The sequence below is a fragment of the Helcobacillus sp. ACRRO genome, from assembly GCF_022347125.1.
GTDB classification, from domain to species: Bacteria; Actinomycetota; Actinomycetes; order Actinomycetales; family Dermabacteraceae; genus Helcobacillus; species Helcobacillus massiliensis.
Window position 1 is genome coordinate 106170 of sequence record NZ_JAKRNG010000001.1, and the last position, 20231, is coordinate 126400.

General features: G+C 70.2%; 19 protein-coding genes. 16 read left to right on the plus strand and 3 right to left on the minus strand.

Going from position 1 to position 20231, the window contains the following annotated elements; translation table 11 throughout:
- Positions 1-19 precede the first annotated feature (19 nt).
- The 8 genes from MHY20_RS00510 to msrA all read left to right on the plus strand — a co-directional run bounded on the left by MHY20_RS00510 (position 20) and on the right by msrA (position 7897).
- Positions 20-1249: a class I SAM-dependent methyltransferase gene (locus MHY20_RS00510; protein WP_239373781.1), complete on the plus strand. Its 1230-nt coding sequence runs from the start codon at positions 20-22 to the stop codon at positions 1247-1249.
- Positions 1249-1983: a DUF4129 domain-containing protein gene (locus MHY20_RS00515; RefSeq protein WP_239373783.1), complete on the plus strand. Its 735-nt coding sequence runs from the start codon at positions 1249-1251 to the stop codon at positions 1981-1983. The genes MHY20_RS00510 and MHY20_RS00515 overlap by 1 nt, the downstream gene beginning before the upstream one ends.
- Positions 1980-2510, plus strand: coding sequence for a hypothetical protein (locus MHY20_RS00520; protein WP_239373785.1), 531 nt, complete (start codon positions 1980-1982; stop codon positions 2508-2510). The genes MHY20_RS00515 and MHY20_RS00520 overlap by 4 nt, the downstream gene beginning before the upstream one ends.
- Positions 2507-3637, plus strand: a complete 1131-nt coding sequence (locus MHY20_RS00525) for a MoxR family ATPase (RefSeq protein WP_239373787.1) — start codon at positions 2507-2509, stop codon at positions 3635-3637. Before MHY20_RS00520 ends, MHY20_RS00525 begins: the two co-directional genes overlap by 4 nt.
- Positions 3634-4884, plus strand: coding sequence for a DUF58 domain-containing protein (locus MHY20_RS00530; RefSeq protein ID WP_183377112.1), 1251 nt, complete (start codon positions 3634-3636; stop codon positions 4882-4884). The genes MHY20_RS00525 and MHY20_RS00530 overlap by 4 nt, the downstream gene beginning before the upstream one ends.
- A complete protein-coding gene (locus MHY20_RS00535; RefSeq protein WP_239373789.1) occupies positions 4881-5456 on the plus strand; it encodes a hypothetical protein in 576 nt (191 codons plus the stop codon). Before MHY20_RS00530 ends, MHY20_RS00535 begins: the two co-directional genes overlap by 4 nt.
- Positions 5457-5681: 225 nt before the next feature.
- Entirely contained in the window at positions 5682-7187 is a 1506-nt protein-coding gene (locus MHY20_RS00540; protein WP_239373790.1) for an HNH endonuclease signature motif containing protein, read from the plus strand.
- Positions 7188-7222: 35 nt separating this feature from the next.
- Complete coding sequence (gene msrA, locus MHY20_RS00545) at positions 7223-7897, plus strand: peptide-methionine (S)-S-oxide reductase MsrA (RefSeq protein ID WP_239373791.1); 675 nt, start codon at positions 7223-7225, stop codon at positions 7895-7897.
- A gap of 7 nt (positions 7898-7904) precedes the next feature.
- On the opposite strand, the gene MHY20_RS00550 is transcribed toward msrA, so the two are convergent.
- On the minus strand, positions 7905-8747 hold the full coding sequence (locus tag MHY20_RS00550) for an SDR family NAD(P)-dependent oxidoreductase (protein WP_239373793.1): 843 nt from the start codon (positions 8745-8747) through the stop codon (positions 7905-7907).
- A 184-nt stretch (positions 8748-8931) separates the two neighbouring features.
- Between MHY20_RS00550 and MHY20_RS00555 the strand changes: the two genes are divergently transcribed.
- Positions 8932-10431, plus strand: a complete 1500-nt coding sequence (locus MHY20_RS00555; RefSeq protein WP_239373795.1) for an MFS transporter — start codon at positions 8932-8934, stop codon at positions 10429-10431.
- Between the two features lie 18 nt (positions 10432-10449).
- On the plus strand, positions 10450-11796 hold the full coding sequence (gene mgtE, locus MHY20_RS00560) for a magnesium transporter (RefSeq protein WP_183377107.1): 1347 nt from the start codon (positions 10450-10452) through the stop codon (positions 11794-11796).
- 1 nt (position 11797) lies between these two features.
- Here the strand turns inward: mgtE and MHY20_RS00565 are convergent, their stop codons facing one another.
- Positions 11798-12556 carry a dienelactone hydrolase family protein gene (locus MHY20_RS00565; protein ID WP_239373797.1) on the minus strand — a complete coding sequence of 253 codons (759 nt, stop codon included), beginning with the start codon at positions 12554-12556 and terminating at the stop codon, positions 11798-11800.
- A 102-nt stretch (positions 12557-12658) separates the two neighbouring features.
- Here MHY20_RS00565 and MHY20_RS00570 point away from each other — a divergent pair, with 102 nt between their 5' ends.
- From MHY20_RS00570 to MHY20_RS00580, 3 genes are read left to right on the plus strand one after another with little or no spacing between them, the layout of a single operon-like run.
- Positions 12659-13423, plus strand: a complete 765-nt coding sequence (locus tag MHY20_RS00570; protein WP_239373799.1) for an ABC transporter ATP-binding protein — start codon at positions 12659-12661, stop codon at positions 13421-13423.
- Entirely contained in the window at positions 13420-14241 is an 822-nt protein-coding gene (locus tag MHY20_RS00575; protein ID WP_183377104.1) for an ABC transporter permease, read from the plus strand. Before MHY20_RS00570 ends, MHY20_RS00575 begins: the two co-directional genes overlap by 4 nt.
- 48 nt (positions 14242-14289) lie before the next feature.
- Positions 14290-15309, plus strand: coding sequence for an ABC transporter substrate-binding protein (locus tag MHY20_RS00580; RefSeq protein ID WP_239373801.1), 1020 nt, complete (start codon positions 14290-14292; stop codon positions 15307-15309).
- Here the strand turns inward: MHY20_RS00580 and MHY20_RS00585 are convergent.
- The gene (locus MHY20_RS00585; protein ID WP_239373804.1) at positions 15301-15732 is read right to left on the minus strand and encodes an Lrp/AsnC family transcriptional regulator; all 432 of its coding nucleotides are present in this window, start codon (positions 15730-15732) and stop codon (positions 15301-15303) included. The two genes, MHY20_RS00580 and MHY20_RS00585, sit on opposite strands and share 9 nt — an antisense overlap.
- 83 nt (positions 15733-15815) lie before the next feature.
- Between MHY20_RS00585 and ddaH the strand changes: the two genes are divergently transcribed.
- The 3 genes from ddaH (at position 15816) to ppsA (ending at position 20089) form a co-directional block, all read left to right on the plus strand.
- Positions 15816-16631 carry a dimethylargininase gene (gene ddaH / locus MHY20_RS00590; protein ID WP_343217717.1) on the plus strand — a complete coding sequence of 272 codons (816 nt, stop codon included), beginning with the start codon at positions 15816-15818 and terminating at the stop codon, positions 16629-16631.
- Between the two features lie 190 nt (positions 16632-16821).
- The gene (locus MHY20_RS00595; protein ID WP_183377101.1) at positions 16822-17676 is read left to right on the plus strand and encodes a pyruvate, water dikinase regulatory protein; all 855 of its coding nucleotides are present in this window, start codon (positions 16822-16824) and stop codon (positions 17674-17676) included.
- A 31-nt stretch (positions 17677-17707) separates the two neighbouring features.
- Positions 17708-20089, plus strand: coding sequence for a phosphoenolpyruvate synthase (ppsA, locus tag MHY20_RS00600; RefSeq protein ID WP_183377100.1), 2382 nt, complete (start codon positions 17708-17710; stop codon positions 20087-20089).
- The last annotated feature ends 142 nt before the right edge of the window (positions 20090-20231 follow it).

The window sequence follows — 20231 nt, forward strand, 5'->3', positions numbered from 1 at the left end:
GCGCCGCTAGACTGCGGGTATGTCCGCTCTCGCCCCCGTCCTCACGCCCGAGGGGTTCGCCCTGCTGAACTCCCTGCCCGCCTACGACGAGTCCCGCGTCCTGCAGCTCGGCGAGGCGCTGCGGCGGGACGGACACAGCGCGGAGACGGTGGCCGCGGTGATGACGCAGTCGCGTCTGCGGGCGAAGGCGCACGAGAAGTTCGGCGAGTTCGCGGACCAGATGCTGTTCACCCCGGACGGCCTGGAGCAGGCCACCCGCCTGCCGATCGCAGCCCACCACGCGCAGAGGTTCCGCGACGCCGGCATCGACAGCGTCGCGGACCTCGGCTGCGGCATCGGCGGGGACACCCTCGCGAAGGCCGGCCTCGGGCTCGAGGTGATCGGCGTGGAGAAGGACGAGGAGACCGCCGCGGTCGCTACCGCGAACCTGCGCCTGTTCCCCACCGCCCGCATCGAACTGGGCGACCTGACGGCGTTCGACCCCGCGCGGGTGCAGGGCCTCTGGTTCGACCCGGCGCGCCGGGCCGGCCGCGCCCGCCTCCACGATCCGGAGCAGGCGCTTCCGCCGCTGTCCACCATCCTCGACTTCGCTCGCCGCACCCCCGCGACCGCGGCGAAGCTGGCGCCCGCGATCGACCACGCCCACCTGCCGACGGGCTCCGAAACACAGTGGATCTCCTGGCGGGGCCAGGTGCTGGAGGCGGTGCTGCATCTGGGGCCGCTCGCCCGTGAGGGCGTGGCCCGCTCCGCCCTGCTGTTCACGGGGGCCGACGGGTCCCAGGTGCACCGGCTCGATCCGGACTCCGTCGGCCCCTCCCCCGACAGCCCCCACGCCGCGGACGACCCCGACCTCTCCGCCGACGGGGTCCGCGACCACCTGTACGAGCCGGACGGCGCCGTGATCCGGGCCGGTCTGATCGGTACCCTCGCCCGCCGGCTCGATGCGGACCTGATCGATGAGTCCATCGCCTACCTGACGGCGGATGCGCGGGTGGATTCGCCGTTCGCGCAGGGGTACGCGGTCGAGGACGTCTTCGATTTTTCGATGAAAGCCCTGCAGGCCCACCTGCGCTCTCATAGGATCGGCACGGTGGAGTTCAAGAAGCGCGGAACGGCCGTGGAGCCGGAGGAGCTGCGCCGCCGTCTGAAGCCGGCGCGCTTCGGCGACGAGTCCGCGACCGTGATCCTCACGCGGGTCGCCGGGAAGCAGTCCGTCATCATCGCCCACCCTCATCGGGATGTGCCGTGATGGGCGGTCGCCGCATCCGCATCGCCCCGCTGCTGTGGGCGGCCGGCCTCGTCGCACTGATCGCGGCGTCCCTGCACGCCCGCATGTCGCCGATCGCGGTGCTGCCGGACGGCATGGTCGCGCAGCGCCCCGTCTTCGCCGACAACCCGCCGCCGCCCCCACCGCTGCAGGAGGGGGAGCCGGAGTGGTACCAGGATGAGATCGAACCGCTGCGATCCGTTCTCGACCAGGTGCTCACGGTGCTGCTGTGGGCTGTGATCGTCGCGGCGGCGCTCGCTCTGCTGTGGCTGGTCGTGGCCCTGGTGCGCCGGGCGGTCCGCAGCGCCCGCGCGGTCCGGCCGGACGCCGGCGCGATCGACACCACCAGCCTGATCAGCCAGGACGACGCGGCCGCCACCCTGTCCCGCGCCCGCTCCCGCCTGGTGGCGGAGGGCACAGCCGCTGAGGCGATCATCGCGGCGTGGCGGGAGCTGGAGCGCGCCGCGGAGGACCACGGGCACCGCCGTCTCGCCTCCGACACACCCTCCGACCACATGCGGCGGGCCCTGCGGCACCTGCCGCTGAACGCGTCGGACGTGGACGAATTCGCCGACCTGTTCCGCCAGGCGATGTTCTCCCCGCACCCCCTCGGGGAGGTGCACCGTGCCCGGGCGGTGCAGCTGCTCGACTCCCTGCTCGCGGACCTCGACTCCGCCCCCGCCGTCTCCCCCAGCAGCCGAGGCGGTGCCCGATGACCCGCACCGCCGCCCGCTGGCTCCTCATCGCCCTGACCATCGCCGTCCTCGCGGCGCTCGGCACCGCTGCGCTCGCTGCAGCGGCGAACCTGCGCATCAACATGCTGTTCCTGGTGGTGGCGGCGGTGGCGTGCGCGGTCCTCGCTCTCTGGCTGCGGCAGGGCATCCGCCGCGCCCACCTCACCCTGTTCCCCATCCGCCACCCGGAGGTGGACGAGCTGCGCCCCGACGGGTACGACCCGCGCGTGCGCCGCATCAACGAACTGTTCTCCGGCGGCCTCACCGGGTCGTCCTACAACACGCGGGCCCTGCACGACATGGCGTCCTCGCTCGTGGCCGGCGCCGAGGCGCAGGCGGAATCCGTCGGCCGCCGCCTGGAGATCCCACCCGCACTCGCCTCCGCCGCTTCCCGCGGCGCGCCCGACCTCGAGGCGCTCGTAGACGACGCGAACGCCCTCACCGACCAGCTGCTGGCCGCACCGCCGCGGCCAGCGGACCCGACCAGCCCCGCCAGGAGCCACCGATGACCCAGCACTCCCCCGTCCAGCCCCTGCCGGTCGCCGACGCGTCCCGCCTCGCGACCCGCATCCTCGATGAACTGGAGCGCGCCGTCGTCGGCAAGCGCCGCGCCCTCGAGCAGGTCCTCACCGGGATCCTCGCCGGCGGCCACGTCCTCATCGAGGACCTGCCCGGCCTGGGGAAGACTCTGACGGCACGGTCGTTCGCGCAGGCGCTGGGCCTGCCGTTCAGCCGGGCGCAGTTCACCCCAGACCTGCTGCCCTCGGACCTGACGGGCTCGGAGGTGTTCTCGCAGGCCACGGGCACGTTCGAGTTCCGGCAGGGCCCGATCTTCACCGGACTGCTGCTCGCGGACGAGATCAACCGCACCCCGCCGAAGACGCAGGCGGCGCTGCTGGAGGCGATGCAGGAGCACCAGGTGACGGTTGAGGGCACCACGCATCAGCTGCCGGAGCCGTTCCATGTGCTCGCCACCGCGAACCCGGTGGAGACGGAGGGCACGTACCCGCTTCCGGAGGCGCAGCTGGACCGGTTCCTGCTGCGGCTCGCGTTCGGCTACCCCAGTGTGGATGACGAGTGGGGGATCCTGGAGCGCCGTCTGGGCCGACGCCAGGAGGGGCAGAGCGTGGACCGGGTGCTCGCGGACGGCGAGCTGCTGGGCATGCAGGCCGCGGTGGAGACGGTGCACGTGTCGGAGGCGATCGGCCGATACGCGGTGGAGATCGTACAGGCGACCCGGTCGCATTCGTCAGTGGCGATGGGCGCCTCGCCGCGCGGGTCGCTCGCGTTCATCACGACGGCGCGGGCGTGGGCGCTCATCCGGGGCCGCGACTATGTGATCCCGGAGGACATCAAGGATCTGGCGCACCCGGTGCTGGGCCACCGCATCCTGATCCGTCCGGAGCTGTGGCTGCAGAACATCTCGACCGATTCGGTCGTCGATGATGTGCTCGCGTCAGTGCCCGCCCCGTCGGCCGACGGGGCCCTCCCGGCCGATGAGCCCGCGCAGCCCACCACCGACCTCCGCCCCGCCGACGGCGCCCGCTCTGTTGAGGGCGCAGACCCCGTCGGCCGCACTCCAGTGGGCCGCACCCCGGTTGGCCGCACCTCGGTGGAGCCCCGGGACCAGGCGTGAAGCTCACCGCCACCCCCGCCCACACGCGCGCGCTCGGCGGTGCTCTCCTGCTGTGCCTGCTGGCGGTTGCGTACGGCCGCCTCGACGCGCTGATCGTGGCGCTGCCGCTGATCGCGTACATCGCGCTCGCCGCCGCTCTGCGCCCCCGCACCGCTGACGCCGCCCACGAAACCCCGCCAGCAGTCGCCCACGTGTCCGCTCAGCGCGTCCTGGAGGACGACCCCGTAACGGTGGAAGTGTCCACGACTGCGCCCCACACGCTGCTGAGCGTCGGCATGCCGGCGCAGGCCGCGCTGCGCATGACTCCGCGCAACGGCCTCATCACCGGCGCCGGCGCCACCCGCCTGCAGCTGCTGCCACTGAGCTGGGGCCGGTACGACATGGGTCCGCTCGTGGTGCAGCACGCGGACATCCTCGGCGCGCGCCGCGTCGCCGAAGCGGTGTCCCCGCCGACGATCAGCGTCTCCCCCGGTGACGCCGCCGGTGCCGGGCAGCGCCGACTGAACCGCGTGCTCGGCATCTCCGGGCCCCACCTGTCGGCGACGAAGGGCGACGGCATCGATCTTGCGTCCGTCCGCGCGTTCCGCACCGGCGACCGCGTCAACCGCGTCAACTGGCGCGTGACCTCCCGCACCGGCGAGATCCACGTCAACGAGATGTTCACCGAGCGCGACACCGATGTCCTGCTCATCACCGACACCGACCGCGACGTCCACGCCCTCGCCTCCGCGTTCGCCGACCGCACCGGCTCCAGCCTCGACCTGACGGTCCGTGCGGTCGCCGCGCTCGCCTCCCGCTACATCGGGCTCGGCGACCGTGTCCGCGTCCACGACTTCGGCAGCCGCATCGCGTCGATCCCCGCCGGCACCGGGCCGGGGCATCTGCGCCGCATCGTGGACCAGCTTGCTCGCGCGGACCGGATGAGCGACCCGATCCGTCGGCTCACCCCGCTCGGCCATGTCCGCAGCGGCACCCTCACCTTCGTGATGTCGCCGCTGCTGACCGACGAGGTCGCCGCCGAGATCGGCCGGCTCCGAGCCGCCGGCGCGGACGTGCACGTCATCGACACGATGCCGGCGGCCATCACCGGCCTCGCCTCCCGGGCGGCCCGCGACGACGTCCCCGCCAGCCACCGCTCCTGGGCGACCGCGTGGGGCATGCGCGTGGCCGAACGCAAGGTCCTGATCGCACAGCTGATCTCGCAGGGCGTCCCGGTGGCGCCGTGGCAGGGAGGTGACGGTCGATGAAGGGCCGGTTGAGCCGCCTCACCGATTCCATTGTGGCGATGAGCCGCTCGCAGGCGCTGCTGCGCCTCGCCGGCCTCCTCGCCGGTGCGGGACTGCTGTTCTCCCTGATCGGTGTGGCCCCGGAGGAGGGCCAGTTCGGCACCGGAGTGGTCACCCTCGGCGTTGTCGGCACCGGGCTGGCGCTGCTGATCATCCAGACTCTCTTCCCCGATTCCGATATGGGGCTGGTGATCCTCCTCGTGGCGATCGGCGCGCTGGGGGCGAACCCGCCTGTCAGTCTGCTGCACGCGTGCGTGCTGGCGGTGCTGATCGCGGTGGCGCACCTGTCCTGGGCATGGGCGGGGCTGACCCCGGCGCACGGGGTGCTGGCGCGCTCGGCCCGCAGGCCGCTGCTGCTCGCGGGCGCGGCGGTGGTGGGGATCTCGCTCGCACTGGGTCTCGTGATCGTGATCGTCAGCGGCGCACTGGGAACGCTCGCCCTGCCGGGTGTCCTGCTCGGCGATGGTCTGATCGCGCTCGCTGCGCTGGCTGTTCTCACCGCGGCGGTGCTGCTGATGCCGCTGGAGGACTGAACGGCACGGGTCACCGACGCCTCCCTGTTCGAACACATGCGATCAACCCCCTTGACTTCTCGAACGACTGTTCGATACAGTAGCAGATAGAACACATGGATGCCCCTCTCTCCCTCGGCATCCGCACCGATCGGCGTCACGGCCGGCGCACCCGTCCCTCATGGGGCCCCGACTCGTGTGACGCCGGAGCCGCGCACGTGCGCACGCCGTGGAGAGGGGGGAGGAATGTCCGCCGAACGCATCGCTGATGAGCCCGAGAAGCCGAAGCGCCCGCGCCGCCAGCCCCGGGGCCCGCGCCGCACCATGCCGATGGCGCAGCAGCTCGATCGCGAGCGCGTCCTCTCCCCCGCTGCAGCGTCCGCCTCGACGACCCCGCTCACGGAGACCGACTTCGCGGCTCTGAGCGCTGTGCGGGAGCGGACCGTCGCACGCGCTCGCGAAGCAGCCGCGGACTACCGCCTTCTCGCCCGCCTGTACGTGGAGCAGGACGGCGGTGACGAGGCCCGCCTCGCTGCCGAGCTCGCCGAGATCCGCGTGGGCATTGCCCTGAACTGCTCCATCATCCGCGCCGGTCGCGCCCTCGACGGTGCGCACCGCGCCGCCACCTGCCTCCCGGGCGCGCTGGCCCGCCTGGAGCGCGGCGAGCTCACCGCCGCACAGTTCGACTACCTGCTGTTCTCCACCCGGGCTGTCTCCGCGGAGACCCTCGCCCTCGCCGACCCGCTCATCGCCGAGTGGGAGTTCGATGGCGAGCCCGAGAAGGTGGACAAGGCGATCCGCGAGCTCGCGGCCTACCTCCGCGAACTCGATGAGGACACCCCGCCGGCGCCGGTGCAGGACGTCCGGCTGCTGCCGCCGTCGCCGGACAAGCCCGGCACCATGACCGTGCAGGTGGACGGCTCAGTCCCCGAGATGGTGTCCATGATCAAGCGCCTCGACCGCGCTGCCGAGGATGTCCAGCGCGCACAGGCCGCCGCACTCGAGTCCGGTGACCGGATCCCGCTCGACATCGACGGCGAGGTCGCCGAATCCGGCATCCCGATGCCGCGCGCGATGATCCGGTCCCTGCTGATGTCCCGCGCCGAGTTCAGTCTCGACGGCGCCGAGGCCACGACCCCGCGCTTCCAGCTGTTCGTGCAGGTCCCGGCGCTGAGTCTGCTCGGCCAGTCCCACGTGGGCGGAATGATCGACGGGATCCACCCCATCCCCGTGGCGATGGCCCGCGATCTCGCAGGGCGTTCGGCGACCTGGATGCGGATCCTCACCGATCCCGCATCAGGCGCGATCCTGCCGTTGAAGGCGGACCGCTACAAGCCGTCCACCGAGATGCTGCGCCACCTGCGGATGCGGCACGTCCTCTGCGCCGCCCCGGGATGCACCCGGAGGACTGCGCAGCGCTCCGAAGCCGACCACATCGAGGAGTTCGACCACCACTCCCCGGCCGACGGGGGCCGCACCGACCTGGAGAACCTGCACCTGCTGTGCCGCCGGCACCACCAGGTGAAGACGGCGAAGCTGATCGACCCGAAGCGGACGCGTCCGCCGCGGCCCGGACGCTCACCCGGTGCAACAGAATGGACCATCGGCACCGACCGGACCGCCGTCACCGCCACCGATGACGTCGACCTGCTCAGCGCCCACGACGCCCGCGTCTGGCTGGCCGCGTGGCGGCGCAGCCACCCCGATGACGCTGACAACCCCGGCTGTTCGCCCTCAGCGGTGGACCCTTGACGCACCCACGGGGCATGGTCGGTAGGTTGGGGCGCATGTGGCAGATCATGGATCTCATCAACGCGCACAAGAAGGTCATGGTGTCCGCCGAGGACGCCCTGCCCGGTCGCGACTCCTACCCGTACGAGCTCGCGCGCGAGCACGTCGTGCTGTCCACCGACATGCTCGGCGCCGACGCCCCGGGCGATGCCGAGGAGATCATCCTCGCCGGCGGATGCTTCTGGGGAATCGAACGCGTCGCCTGGCAGATCGACGGCGTGCACTCCACCGCCGCCGGGTACGCCGGCGGGCACACCCCGCACCCCACCTACGAGGAGGTGTGCAGCGCCCGCACCGGTCACACCGAAGCGGTGATCGTCCGCTACACCGGCGGCGACGCCACGCTGAAGCGCATCCTCGAACAGTTCTGGCAGCAGCACGATCCCACCACTGAGAATCGGCAGGGCAACGACGTCGGCACCGAATACCGGTCCGCGATCTACTGGACGAGCCCTGCCCAGGAGCAGACCGTGCGCGCCTCCCTCACCATCTACCAGCAGGCGCTCACCGCTGCGGGCGCGGGGAGGATCACCACGGAGCTGTCAGCGCTCACGGACACCGGCGCCGGCGAGTTCTTCTACGCTGAACCGGTCCACCAGCAGTACCTGGCGAAGAACCCGCTCGGCTACTGCAACCACGGGTTCAACGGGGTCGCCTGCGCGCTCGCCTGAGCGCGCCTCAGCGCACCCGCTTGTGCCCCGTGACGCGGAACAGCCACTCGAACGGCGCCGGCACCGCTGCCGCGACGGGCGCGAACAGCGACCAGCGCCACGGCGCGAACGAGTCGCGGCCGGGCCGAGTGCGGACGGCCCGCAGCGTCGTCTCCGCCACCTCCTCCGGCGTCATGGTGCCGACCAGCGCCTCCACCTTCGGCACCCGGTCCACGGAGTCGGGGTTGGCGTCGAAGTAGTCGGAGTGGACGCGCGTGGGCGTCAGCGACCCCACCCGCACACCCGTGCCGTGCAGGTCCTGCCGCAGCGCCGCGGTGAAGCCGCGGATCGCCCCGCGGGCGGCGGCGTAGCCGACGGCGCCCGGCCACGCCGTGATCGCGACCGGTGAGTTGATCTGGAACACCACGCCGCGGCCGCGCGCGATCATCGGTTCGATGAGTCCGCGGGTCATGTGGAACGCCGCGAAGTACGGCAGGTCCATCTGGGCGTGCGCCTCCTCCACGCTGGTCTCCTCAATGGAGAGGAAGCGGCCGGCGCCGGCGTTGTTGATGAGGACATCGGGGGTGCCGTGGTCGTGGAGGATGGCGCGGCACACGTCGGCGGTGGCGCCGGCGTCGGCGAGGTCCACCGCGTAGGAGTCGACGTCGCCGGAGCGGCCGGTGTCGCGGCCGATCTCGGCGACGAGGGTGTCGAGGCGGTCGGCGCGGCGGGCCAGGAGGACCACGCGAGCGCCCTCGGCGGCGAAGCGTCGGGCGATCGCCTCCCCGATGCCGGCGGAGGCACCGGTGACGACGACGAGGGGGCGGTACGGCAGAGTGCGCGAGGAATGGCGCGGGGCAGTGGTGGTCATGCCTCCAGCGTAGGGGCCGACGGGTGCCGAACCGTGGGATGGGTGGTCCACATCATGAACGAGGTGGAGATCACACCAGGGTCTCCCTAGCGTAGACGCGCACGCCGCCGGGAGAGTCCCGCCGCGGCGGGCCGCGGAAGGACCAGCTATGTCAGCCGTTCCCAGCAGAGACCACCGACCCGGGATGAAGCGACGCCGATACTCCCGCCTCGCCCCCGACCATCACACGGACCCCGCCGCAGTCAGGAGGGCCACCGCCGCCTCCGCACTCGGCAACGCCACCGAATGGTACGACTACGGCGTCTACGCCGTGGCCACCAGCTACATCGCCGCCCACTTCTTCGAACCGTTCGAGAACGCCCGCCTGCTCACCCTCGCCACATTCGCGATCTCCTTCCTCGCCCGCCCCATCGGCGGCCTGGTCTGGGGACCGCTCGGCGACCGGCTCGGCCGCAAGAAGGTGCTGGCGCTGACGATCATCATGATGTCGCTGGCGACCGTCGCGATCGGCCTGATGCCCGCGTACGACACCATCGGCATCTGGGCCCCGATCGGGCTGGTGCTGCTGCGGCTCATCCAGGGATTCTCCACCGGCGGTGAGTACGGCGGCGCCGCCACCTTCATGTCGGAGTACGCGCCGGACAACCGCCGCGGCTTCTTCGGCTCGTTCCTCGAGTTCGGCACACTCGGCGGCTTCGCCCTCGGCACCGCCATCATGCTCGGACTCGAAACGTTCACCACCCCGGAGTTCATGTCCTCCTGGGGCTGGCGCCTGCCGTTCCTGGTAGCGGCGCCGCTGGGCTTCATCGGCCTGTATCTGCGGACCAAGCTGGACGAATCGCCCGTGTTCGAGGAGGCGCAGGAGGCCCCTGCCGCGGACGGCCCCGCGCAGGACGCCCCCGGCCTCTTCGCCCTCATCGGCCGCCACTGGCGCGCCATGCTCGTGATGACGGGCCTGGTCACCGCGCTGAACATCGTCAACTACACCCTGCTGGCGTACATGCCGACCTACCTGGAGCAGCAGATCAACCTGCCGGCGCAGGAGGGCCTGCTGATCGTGCTGGTCGGTGAGGTGATAATGATGGCGTGCATTCCGTTCGCGGGCGCCGCCTCGGACCGGTTCGGCCGCAAACGCTCCTGGTACTTCTCCATGGGCGGGCTCGCGCTGCTGGCGGTGCCGATGTTCTACCTGATGGGGCAGAGCTTCATCCTCGCCATGGTGGGCTTCGCCGTGCTGGGCCTGCTGTACATCCCGCAGCTCGCGACCATCACCGCGACCTTCCCCGCCATGTTCCCCACGAAGGCGCGGTTCGCCGGGTTCGCCATCACCTACAACGTCGCCACGTCCCTGTTCGGCGGCACCGCGGCGTACGTCAACGACTTCGCCATCGCGGAGACCGGCAACCTGCTGGTGCCGGCGTTCTACATGGTGCTCGCCTGCGTGGTGGGCCTGGTGGCGGTGTTCTTCATGCCGGAGACGGCGGGCGCGTCGCTGCGCGGTGACGATGTCCCGGGCTCCGTCGGCTCCGCTGTGGCGGCCGGCTCCCCCGCCGAGCGCGCCCTGGAGCTGGAGAACCAGCCGGACCAGCGCACCATGACCGCCGAGCAGAAGGCCGTGGTGGTGGACGATGTGACCGCAGCGATCGTGGAGGACGGCTCGGACCCGTACTGGCGCGACCACTAGGGCCATTAGGATCGGGCCGTGGCCACGGACATCCTCACCTGCACCGATCGCATCAGCCGCGCTGTCGCAGCCGACGACCTCGCTGAAGTCTCCGCCCTCACCGATCCGCTGTCGCCGGCGGAGGTGACGCGGGTCCTCGAGCGCCTCCCGCCGAAGACGCGGGCGGTGACGTTCCGGCTGCTGCGAAAGGACCGCGCGTCGATCGTGTTCGATTCGCTGGACCCGGCGCTGCGCGCGGAGATCGTGACCGGGATGCGCAGCACCGATGTCACGCAGCTGTTCGAGGAACTCGACCCGGACGACCGCGTGTGGCTGCTGGAGGAGATGCCGGCCTCGGTCGCGACCAAGCTGCTGCACGGCCTCTCCCCCGAAGAGCGCCGCGTCACCGACGCGATCCTCGGGTATGCGCCGGGCACCGCGGGGCGCCGCATGAGCCCGGAGTTCGTGTCCACGCACCCGGAGCTGACGGTTGCGCAGACCATGCTGCGGATCACCGCGCGGCTCCAGGACGCGGAGACGGTGTATCTGCTGCCCGTGCTCGATGACGGCCGACGGGTGCAGGGCGTCGTCTCGATGCGGGCCCTGCTGGGTGCGCCGTCGGACACCCTGATCGGTGAGCTGATGCGGGAGGCGATCACGGTGCCGGCGGGCCTCGATGAGGAGTCGGCAGCGCGGCGCATCGCCACGCAGGGCATCCTCGCGGCGCCCGTGGTGGACCTGGAGAACCGCGTGGTCGGCATCATGACGCTCGATGATGCGGCCCGCATTGTGGAGCGCGCGGAGGATGAGGACACGGCCCGTCAGGGCGGCACGGAGCCGCTGGACCGACCGTACCTGTCCACCCCGATCCGGGCCCTGGTGCGCACCCGCATCGTGTGGCTGCTGGTGCTGGCGGTCGGCGCGACGCTGACGGTGCAGGTGCTGGAGGTGTTCGAGTCCACGATCGAGCAGGTGACGGTGCTGGCGCTGTTCGTACCGCTGCTGATCGGCATCGGCGGCAACATGGGCAATCAGGCCGCCACCACGGTGACGCGCGCCCTCGCCCTGGACGATGTGGAGCCGCGTGACGTTCTGCGGGTGTTCTCCCGTGAGCTGCGCACCGGCCTGCTGTTGGGCGTGCTGCTCGGCGCCCTCGGGTTCGTCATCGCGGGCCTGTTCTACAGCACGATGATCGGCCTGGTGATCGGCCTGACCCTAGTGGCGCTGTGCTCGGTGGCGGCGTCCGTCGGCGGTGTCATGCCGATCATTGCGCGGGCGCTGAAGGTGGACCCGGCGGTGTTCTCCAACCCGTTCATCTCCACCTTCGTGGACGCCTCCGGCCTCGTCATCTACTTCGTGATCGCGAAGGTCGTGCTGGGGCTGTAGGTCAGAGGGGCAGCCGACGGGTGAGGAACTCCAGCATCTGCCACCACGCGTCCCGGGACGCCTGCTCGTGGTGGAACATCGGGTGCGGGTTGTCGAAGGCATGCCCGGCGCCCTCATGCAGGTGGAATTCGACCTGGTCGCGGATCCCGTCGGCGGTGACGGCCTCCCGGATGCGCTCCACCTGGTCCATCGGGATGAAGGTGTCGGCGGTGCCGAACACGTGCAGGCTGGGGATGTCGACCTCGGCGGCGAGGTCCAGCAGGTCCGGCAGCGCGGAGCCGTAGAACGCGATCAGGGCGGCGGGGGCGGCGCCGTCGCGCGCGGACTGGGCGGCGACGGTGAACGCGAGTCCGCCCCCGTAGCAGAAGCCCATCACGGCGACCTCGTCATGGCGGACTCCGTCGGTGCCGCGCAGCGCGTGGAAGGTGTGGACGCCGTCGGCGACGGCGCGTCCCCAGTCGAGCTCACCGGTGCGCTCCATCGCCTCCGGCAGAGCGGCCTCCATCCCGATGCTCTCGTCGATCGCGGTGATCGGCGGGTCGAGCCGGGCGAACAGCTGCGGCACGAGCACGGCGTACCCGGCGGCGGCGAGGTCCGAGGCGCGGTCGAGGACGTACTCGGACAGGCCGAAGATCTCCTGCAGCAGCACGATGCCGGGGGCGTCACCGGTCCCGTCGGGGCGGAAGAGGCGACCGGGCAGGGCCTCGATATCGGTGGGGATCTCGACGGCTTCGACGGTGACGGAGCGGCGCTGGGACATGCGGTTATGGTACCGATGCGCGCCTGAGCGGGCGGACGTCTACGATGTCAGCAATCCCCGACGTCCCTGACCGCCCCACTGCACCCTCTGCGAGATCGATCGATGCCCGAAGCCCCAGCTGTCCGCACCACCGAGTTGTCCAAGGCGTTCGTGTCCGGACCGACCACCACGTGGGCGGTGGAGGACGTCTCCATCGACCTGGAGCCCGGGTCGTTCACCTGCATCGTCGGTCCCTCCGGTGGCGGAAAGTCGACGCTGCTGCGCCTCGTCGGCGGCCTGGAGGAGGCGACCACCGGGACGGTGGAGACGATACCGTCGGCCTTCGTGTTCCAGGAGCACGGAGTGTTCCCGTGGATGACGGTGCGGGACAACGTCGCGTTCGGCCTGAAGATGGCCGGGATGCCGAAGGCGGAGCGGCGCCGCATCGCCGACGACTGGATCCAGCGGGTGCGGCTCGAGCAGTTCGCCACCGCCTACCCGCACCAGCTGTCCGGCGGGATGCGGCAGCGCGTCGCCATCGCGCGCGCGTTCGCGACCGGGTCCCCGCTGCTGCTGATGGATGAGCCGCTCGGCGCGCTCGACGCCCAGACCCGCATGCTGATGCAGGAGGAGCTGCTGGCCCTGTGGGAGGCGGAGCGCACCACCGTCCTGATGGTCACGCACGACATCGACGAAGCGATCCTGCTCAGCGACCGGATCCTCGTGATGTCGGCCCGCCCGGGGCGGGTGAAGGAGGACCTCGCGGTGCCGTTCGAGCGGCCCCGCCGCCATGACATCGAACGCTCCCCGGAGTACACCGAGATGCGTTCGCACATCTGGGAGTCGCTGCGTGACGACGCCCTCGCCGCGGAAGGAGCCGACCGATGAGCACCACACGCCGTGACCGCACCGAGGCGGCCGTCCGGGCCCAGCGGACGAAGGAGGCGCGCCTGCGCCGACGGGACCTGGCCCTCGCGATCGCGAGCCCCGTCCTCCTGCTCGTCCTGTGGGAGGTGTGCGCCCGCGCCCTCATCATCGACCCGCGGTTCTTCCCCGCCCCGACCCGGATCCTGCAGACCGGCATCGAGATGGCCGCCAGCGGCGAGCTGTGGTCGCACGCCGGGCCGACGCTCGCGCGTCTGCTGGTCGGCGGCGGTCTCGGCGCGGTCGCCGGTGTGGTGGTCGGCCTGCTGATGGGCTCCTCACGCGCACTGAACGCCGCCCTCGGTCCCCTGTTCGCTGCGCTGTACCCGCTGCCGAAGATTGCGATCTTTCCGATCCTGCTGATGATCTTCGGCCCCACGGAGGTGCCGAAGCTGCTGGCCGTGTTCATCACGACGTTCTTCATCCTTCAGATCAACACGGTCTCTGGTGTGTGGGCGATCGACCCGAAGCTGCACGAAGCGGGGCGCGCCTACGGCGCCCGCGGGTTCAACCGATTCCGCCACGTGATCCTGCCGGGCGCGCTGCCGTTCGTGTTCTCCGGTCTGCGCACCGCGACCGGCACCGCCGTGGTGGTGATCACCGCGGTGGAGTTCACCGGTGCGTCCACCACCGGTCTCGGCTATCTGATCTGGAACTCCTGGCAGCTGTTCATCCCGGAGAAGCTGTACGTGGGGCTGGTGGTGATCGGCGTGATCGGCGCCGCCCTCACCTTCGTCATCACCCGCTCCGAAACACTGCTGCTGCCCTGGCGCCGCCGCTGACCCGCCCCGCATCCACCTGCTGACCCGCTCTGAAAGGCCCCACCTGCCATGACTGCTCTGTCCCGCCGCTCTCTGCTCACCGCCACCGCCGCCGGCACCGCTGCCGCCGCCCTCGCCGCCTGCGGCCCCGCCGTCACCGGCAAGGGGAAGGGGGCCGACGGGTCCTCCACGATCCGCGTGGGGCACCTGCCGTCGTCCCTGTTCGCGCCCCTGTACGTGGCGGATGCGACGAAGAAGTTCGCCGACGCCGGCCTCACCCTCGAGCTGGTGCCGCTGAAGTCCGGCCAGGACGGTGTGCCGATGCTCGCGAACAACCAGCTGGACGTCATGTGCGCCGGGTTCTCCGCCGGCATGTTCAACGCCCTGCACTCAGGCGTGAAGTTCACCGTGGCCGGATCCATGGGCATCTCCCCCGGCGACATCGAGAACTCCCCCACCGCCCTGGAGGTGTCGCAGAAGCTGCTGGACTCCGGTGAGGTGAAGGACGTCAAGGACCTCAAGGGCCGCAAGATCGGTGTGGCCGGCGGGCCCGGCGCCACCGGCGGCTACCTGCTCGCGGCGATGCTGAAGGAGGCGGGCCTGACCCTGAACGACGTCGAGGCCGTCAACCTCGCCACCCCGGACCAGCAGCCGGCGCTGGAGAACGGCTCGATCGATGCGGCGACCCCGTCGGCCCCCTTCTCCTCGGCGATGGAGGAGGCCGGCATCGCCTCCCCCATCGCTGTTCCGGCGAAGGGCGTCACCGGCACCGGCGTGATGTTCTCCGAGGACTTCGCGGCCGGCGACACGGCGCAGAAGTTCTTCACCGCACTGACCGAGGGGGCGCAGCAGCTCTCGGCCGACGGCCCCCAGACCGACGAGGTGTACCAGATCCTCGCGGACGCCACCGGCCAGAAGATCGAGGTGTTGAAGGCCTCCCCGATGTACACCTACCTGCCGAACCTGGCGCCGCAGCCGGAGCAGCTGGAGGCGATGCAGGCGGTGTGGATGGAGGCGAAGCAGGTGTCCTACAGCGAGCCGCTCAAGGTCGCCGACTTCGTGGACGAGAAGTTCTCCGCCTCAGCGTGATTCGATGACGCGCGAGAGGATGACGGCGCTGCGGGTGTGGTCCACGCTCGGGAGGTCGCGGACCTTCTCCAGCGCCGTCTCCAGGTCGCTGACGCTGCGGGCGCGGAGTGTGACGAGGGCGTCCGCCTCGCCGGTGACGGTGGATGCTTCCACCACCTCCGGCACCTGAGAGAGGGCGCGGGCAAGGGCCTGAGGCGGGACGGTGCCGCGGCAGAACAGCTCCACCACTGCTTCGGTGGTGGTGGCGCTGCGTTCGGACCTGAGGGTGATGGTGAAGCCGGTGATGATGCCGCGTTCCACCAGGCGGTCCACGCGGCGCTTCGCGGCCGAGGCGGAGAGGCCGACGGCGTCACCGAGGTCGGCGTAGCCGATGCGGGAGTTGGCCTTGAGCTCACCGATCACACGAGCATCGATCTGATCCATGCGCATGATCGTAGCGCCGATGTCCGAAAAGACGCTCGGAACGTGCGTCGGATACGGAACAATTGCGCGCGGCCGCTGTCACAATGTGTCCTATGACAACAATCCTCATGTGCCGCCCCACCCACTTCGACGTCAGCTACCAGATCAACCCCTGGATGGACCCGAGCGCGGGAGCGAAGGCGGAGATCGCCGTCGCCGAATGGCAGAAGCTGTACGAGAAGTACCTCGAGCTCGGCTACGACATCGAGCTGATCGACCAGGTCGAGGGTCTGCCGGACATGGTGTACGCCGCCAACGGCGGGTTCACCCTCGACGGCAAGGCCTACGGAGCGAAGTTCGCCTTCCCCGAGCGCGTGGACGAGGGCCCCGCCTACATGGACTGGTTCGACGCCCACGGCTTCGAGGTCTTCGAGCCGAAGCACGTCAACGAGGGCGAAGGCGACATGCTGATGGCCGGCGAGACGATCCTCGCCGGCTGGGGCCTGCGCTCCACCATCGAATCCCATGACGAACTGCGCCGGATCTTCGACCGCGAGGTGCTGTCGCTGCGTCTGGTGGACCCGCGCTTCTACCACCTCGACACCGCCCTCACCGTGCTGGAGGGCGCCGAGGGGCAGGACGGGCCGAACGTCGCGTTCCTGCGGGAGGCGTTCGATGAGCCGTCCCTGAAGCTCCTTGATCAGCGCTTCCCGGACGCGATCCACGCCAGCGCCGCCGACGCCGAGGTGCTCGGCCTCAACATGTTCGGCACCGGCGGCGACCTCGTGGTCTCCGACCGCCTCACCGACCTGGACCGTCAGCTGGAGGACGCCGGCTACCGCACCCACGCCGTGGGCCTGCCGGAGCTGCTGAAGGGCGGCGGCTCCATCAAGTGCTGCACCCTGCTGCTGCGCCGCTGATCCCGTCGGCCCGCACCCGGCCCGCCCTGCTGGACGATTGCGCACTCAATCGGTCACGCACGGGCGGGTCGGCCGTGTCCGGTGTGATGCTCGCGTAACCAGCGGCCCGTTCTCCGGGTCCATGCACCCAAAGGCGGTATGTTCAAGGCACCCCCGCCGCAATGACGCGCACCCTGAGGAGCACCGCACCATGTCCACCGACACCCCAGGCGCCGGCCCCGAAGCCGACAAGCGCCGCATCCCGGTGTTCTTCCTGTCCGACTCCACCGGCCTCACCGCCGAAGCGATGGGCAACGCCCTGCTGGTGCAGTTCCCCGACCTGAAGTTCGACCGCACCACCATCCCCTTCATCTCCAACCCGGAGGAAGCGCACCAGATCGTCCAGGAGATCGACGACCTGGTTGAGGCCGGGGAGGGTCCACTGGTGTTCTCCACCGCCGTGGACCGCGACATCCGCAGCCAGCTGGTGGAGTGCCGCGCCCCCATCATCGACCTGTTCGAGACGCACATGGAGAAGGTGGAGAACGCCCTCGGCGTGTGCTCCTCCTCCCTGCGGTCCCAGCTGCACGGTGTGGGCAACATGGACTCCTACTACCGACGGATGCAGGCGATCGAGTTCGCGATCGAGCACGACGACGGCCAGTCCCTGCGCGCCCTGGAGAAGGCCGACGTCATCCTGGTGGCCCCGTCGCGCTGCGGCAAGACCCCGACCTCCATGTTCCTCGCCCTCCAGCACGGGCTGTTCGTCGCGAACTATCCGCTGGTCGATGAGGACTTCGAGACCGATCACCTGCCGCGTCCGCTGAAGGACCTCGGCCCGAAGCTGTTCGGTCTCATCTCCTCCCCCGAGCGCCTCGCCGCCGTGCGCGAAGAGCGCCGCCAGGGCTCCCGATATGCTTCGCTGCAGCAGGTCAACTTCGAGCTGTCCTCCGCGCGGCGACTGTTCCAGAAGAACAACATCCCCGTGGTAGATTCCTCGGCAAAATCCGTGGAGGAGATGTCCGCCATCATCCTGCAGCGGCTTGCGCACAGGACCCACCACTGAGAGCACCAAGAAAGACGAAGGAGTCATTTCTATGACGAACACCAACGTGCGCTGGTTCAGCGAACTCGGCATGTCGGACGTCGACCAGGTGGGCGGCAAGAACGCCTCCCTCGGCGAAATGGTGAAGAACCTCGCCGACCTCGGCGTGAACGTGCCCAACGGCTTCGCCACCACCGCGGACGCCTACCGCCGCTTCCTCGAAGAGACCGGCCTGGCCGGCCAGATCGACGAGCTCCTCGACGGCCTCGACACCGAGAACACCCGCCAGCTCACCGAACGCGGCGCCAAGATCCGCGACGCGATCATCACCCAGGACTTCCCGAAGGACCTCGAAGAGGACATCCGCACCGCCTACGACGAGCTCGCCGCGGGTTCCGGCGAGGAGGCGTCCTTCGCGGTGCGCTCCTCCGCCACCGCTGAGGACCTGCCCGACGCCTCCTTCGCCGGCCAGCAGGAGACCTTCCTCAACGTCCGCGGCATCGACGCGGTCCTCACCGCCATCCGCGAGGTGTTCGCCTCCCTCTACAACGACCGCGCCATCGCCTACCGCGTCCACCACGGCTTCGAGCACACCGACGTGCTCCTGTCCGCTGGTGTGCAGAAGATGGTCCGCTCCGACATCGGCGCCTCCGGCGTCATGTTCACCATGGACACGGAGTCCGGCTTCGACGACGCCGTGTTCATCACCTCCGCGTACGGCCTCGGTGAGGGCGTGGTGCAGGGCGCTGTGAACCCCGACGAGTTCTACGTCTACAAGCCGGCGCTCGAAGCGGGCCGCCCCGCGGTGCTGAAGCGCTCCGTCGGCGCGAAGGCGACCAAGATGATCTACACCGACGACGCCACGGTCGGGAAGACCACCGAGTTCGTCGACGTCGACAAGGCGGAGCGCCCGAAGCTGTCCCTCACCGACGCCGAGGTGGAGCAGCTCGCCCGCCACGCCGTCACCATTGAGAAGCACTACAAGCGCCCGATGGACATCGAGTGGGGCAAGGACGGGGCCGACGGCGGCCTCTACGTGCTGCAGGCCCGCCCGGAGACCGTGCAGTCCCGCGCCAAGGGCGGCGCCATCCAGCGCTTCAAGCTGAAGGACTCCGGAGAGGTGCTCATCGAGGGCCGCGCCATCGGCCAGAAGATCGGCGCCGGCAAGGTCGCGATCCTCAACTCCATCGACGAGATGCACGACTTCGAGCCCGGCCAGGTGCTCGTGGCGGACATGACCGACCCCGACTGGGAGCCGATTATGAAGCGCGCCTCCGCGATCGTCACCAACCGCGGCGGCCGCACCTGCCACGCGGCCATCATCGCCCGTGAGCTCGGCATCCCCGCCGTGGTCGGCACCGGCTCCGCCACCAGCGACCTGAAGGTCGGCGACGAGGTCACCGTCAGCGCCGCCGAGGGCGACACCGGCTACGTGTACAAGGGCATGCTCGACTTCGACGTCACCGAGACGTCCCTGGACGCCATGCCGGAGATCCCCACGAAGATCATGATGAACGTGGGCACCCCGGAGCAGGCGTTCTCCTTCTCCCGCATCCCCAACGCCGGTGTGGGCCTGGCCCGCCTGGAGTTCATCATCAACCGCCAGATCGGCATCCACCCGCGCGCCCTGCTGGAGTTCGACTCCCTGCCCGCGGACCTGAAGAAGCAGGTGGGCGGCCTCATCGAGGCGTACGACACCCCGCGCGACTTCTTCGTGCAGCGCGTCGCTGAGGGCGTCTCCACGATCGCGGCGGCGTTCGCGCCGAACCCCGTGATCGTGCGCATGAGCGACTTCAAGTCCAACGAGTACGCGAACCTCATCGCCGGCCCGCGCTACGAGCCGCACGAGGAGAACCCGATGCTGGGCTACCGCGGCGCCTCCCGCTACCTGTCGGAGGACTTCGCGGAGTGCTTCAAGATGGAGTGCGACGCCATCAAGTACGTGCGCGACGAGATGGGCCTGACCAACGTCAAGGTCATGATCCCGTTCGTCCGCACCCCCGAGGAGGCGAAGGCAGTCACCGACCTGCTCGCCGAGAACGGCCTGAAGCGCGGCGACAACGGCCTCGAGGTCATTATGATGTGCGAGGTCCCCTCGAACGCTGTGGTGCCGGAACTGTTCCTCGAGCACTTCGACGGCTACTCGATCGGCTCCAACGACATGACGCAGCTGACCCTCGGCCTCGACCGCGACTCCGGTCTCGTGGCCGACGCGTTCGACGAGCGCAACGCGGCCGTGAAGTTCATGCTGGAGCGCGCCATCCGCGCCTGCCGCGACGCCGGCAAGTACGTGGGAATCTGCGGCCAGGGCCCGTCGGACCACCCGGATCTCGCCGAGTGGCTGATGGAGCAGGGCATCGAGACGATGTCGCTGAACCCGGACACCGTGGTGGACACCTGGGTGGCGCTGTCGAAGGTCGGCAAGGAGGGCTGACCGCCCGCATCTGAACCGCGCAGCCGACCCTGCGCCTCAATGGGCCGCATCCTCTGGGGTGCGGCCCATTCGCATGTTCGGAAGGCCCGAGAAGTCCCGCTGCGATCCCGAAACGACGATTCGCCCACAGGCCCCCTGTCCA

What these genes read in the sequence shown, in the direction of transcription:
- MHY20_RS00515 (WP_239373783.1), top strand. Translation starts at nt 1,249, where the DNA reads ATGGGCGGTCGCCGCATCCGCATCGCCCCGCTGCTGTGGGCGGCCGGC.
- MHY20_RS00595 (WP_183377101.1), top strand. Translation starts at nt 16,822, where the DNA reads ATGTCCACCGACACCCCAGGCGCCGGCCCCGAAGCCGACAAGCGCCGC.
- MHY20_RS00580 (WP_239373801.1), top strand. Translation starts at nt 14,290, where the DNA reads ATGACTGCTCTGTCCCGCCGCTCTCTGCTCACCGCCACCGCCGCCGGC.
- MHY20_RS00510 (WP_239373781.1), top strand. Translation starts at nt 20, where the DNA reads ATGTCCGCTCTCGCCCCCGTCCTCACGCCCGAGGGGTTCGCCCTGCTG.
- MHY20_RS00540 (WP_239373790.1), top strand. Translation starts at nt 5,682, where the DNA reads ATGTCCGCCGAACGCATCGCTGATGAGCCCGAGAAGCCGAAGCGCCCG.
- msrA (WP_239373791.1), top strand. Translation starts at nt 7,223, where the DNA reads ATGTGGCAGATCATGGATCTCATCAACGCGCACAAGAAGGTCATGGTG.
- MHY20_RS00525 (WP_239373787.1), top strand. Translation starts at nt 2,507, where the DNA reads ATGACCCAGCACTCCCCCGTCCAGCCCCTGCCGGTCGCCGACGCGTCC.
- MHY20_RS00535 (WP_239373789.1), top strand. Translation starts at nt 4,881, where the DNA reads ATGAAGGGCCGGTTGAGCCGCCTCACCGATTCCATTGTGGCGATGAGC.
- MHY20_RS00575 (WP_183377104.1), top strand. Translation starts at nt 13,420, where the DNA reads ATGAGCACCACACGCCGTGACCGCACCGAGGCGGCCGTCCGGGCCCAG.
- MHY20_RS00570 (WP_239373799.1), top strand. Translation starts at nt 12,659, where the DNA reads ATGCCCGAAGCCCCAGCTGTCCGCACCACCGAGTTGTCCAAGGCGTTC.
- ppsA (WP_183377100.1), top strand. Translation starts at nt 17,708, where the DNA reads ATGACGAACACCAACGTGCGCTGGTTCAGCGAACTCGGCATGTCGGAC.
- MHY20_RS00565 (WP_239373797.1), bottom strand. Translation starts at nt 12,556, where the DNA reads ATGTCCCAGCGCCGCTCCGTCACCGTCGAAGCCGTCGAGATCCCCACC.
- MHY20_RS00585 (WP_239373804.1), bottom strand. Translation starts at nt 15,732, where the DNA reads ATGGATCAGATCGATGCTCGTGTGATCGGTGAGCTCAAGGCCAACTCC.
- MHY20_RS00555 (WP_239373795.1), top strand. Translation starts at nt 8,932, where the DNA reads ATGAAGCGACGCCGATACTCCCGCCTCGCCCCCGACCATCACACGGAC.
- MHY20_RS00550 (WP_239373793.1), bottom strand. Translation starts at nt 8,747, where the DNA reads ATGACCACCACTGCCCCGCGCCATTCCTCGCGCACTCTGCCGTACCGC.
- MHY20_RS00520 (WP_239373785.1), top strand. Translation starts at nt 1,980, where the DNA reads ATGACCCGCACCGCCGCCCGCTGGCTCCTCATCGCCCTGACCATCGCC.
- ddaH (WP_343217717.1), top strand. Translation starts at nt 15,816, where the DNA reads ATGTGTCCTATGACAACAATCCTCATGTGCCGCCCCACCCACTTCGAC.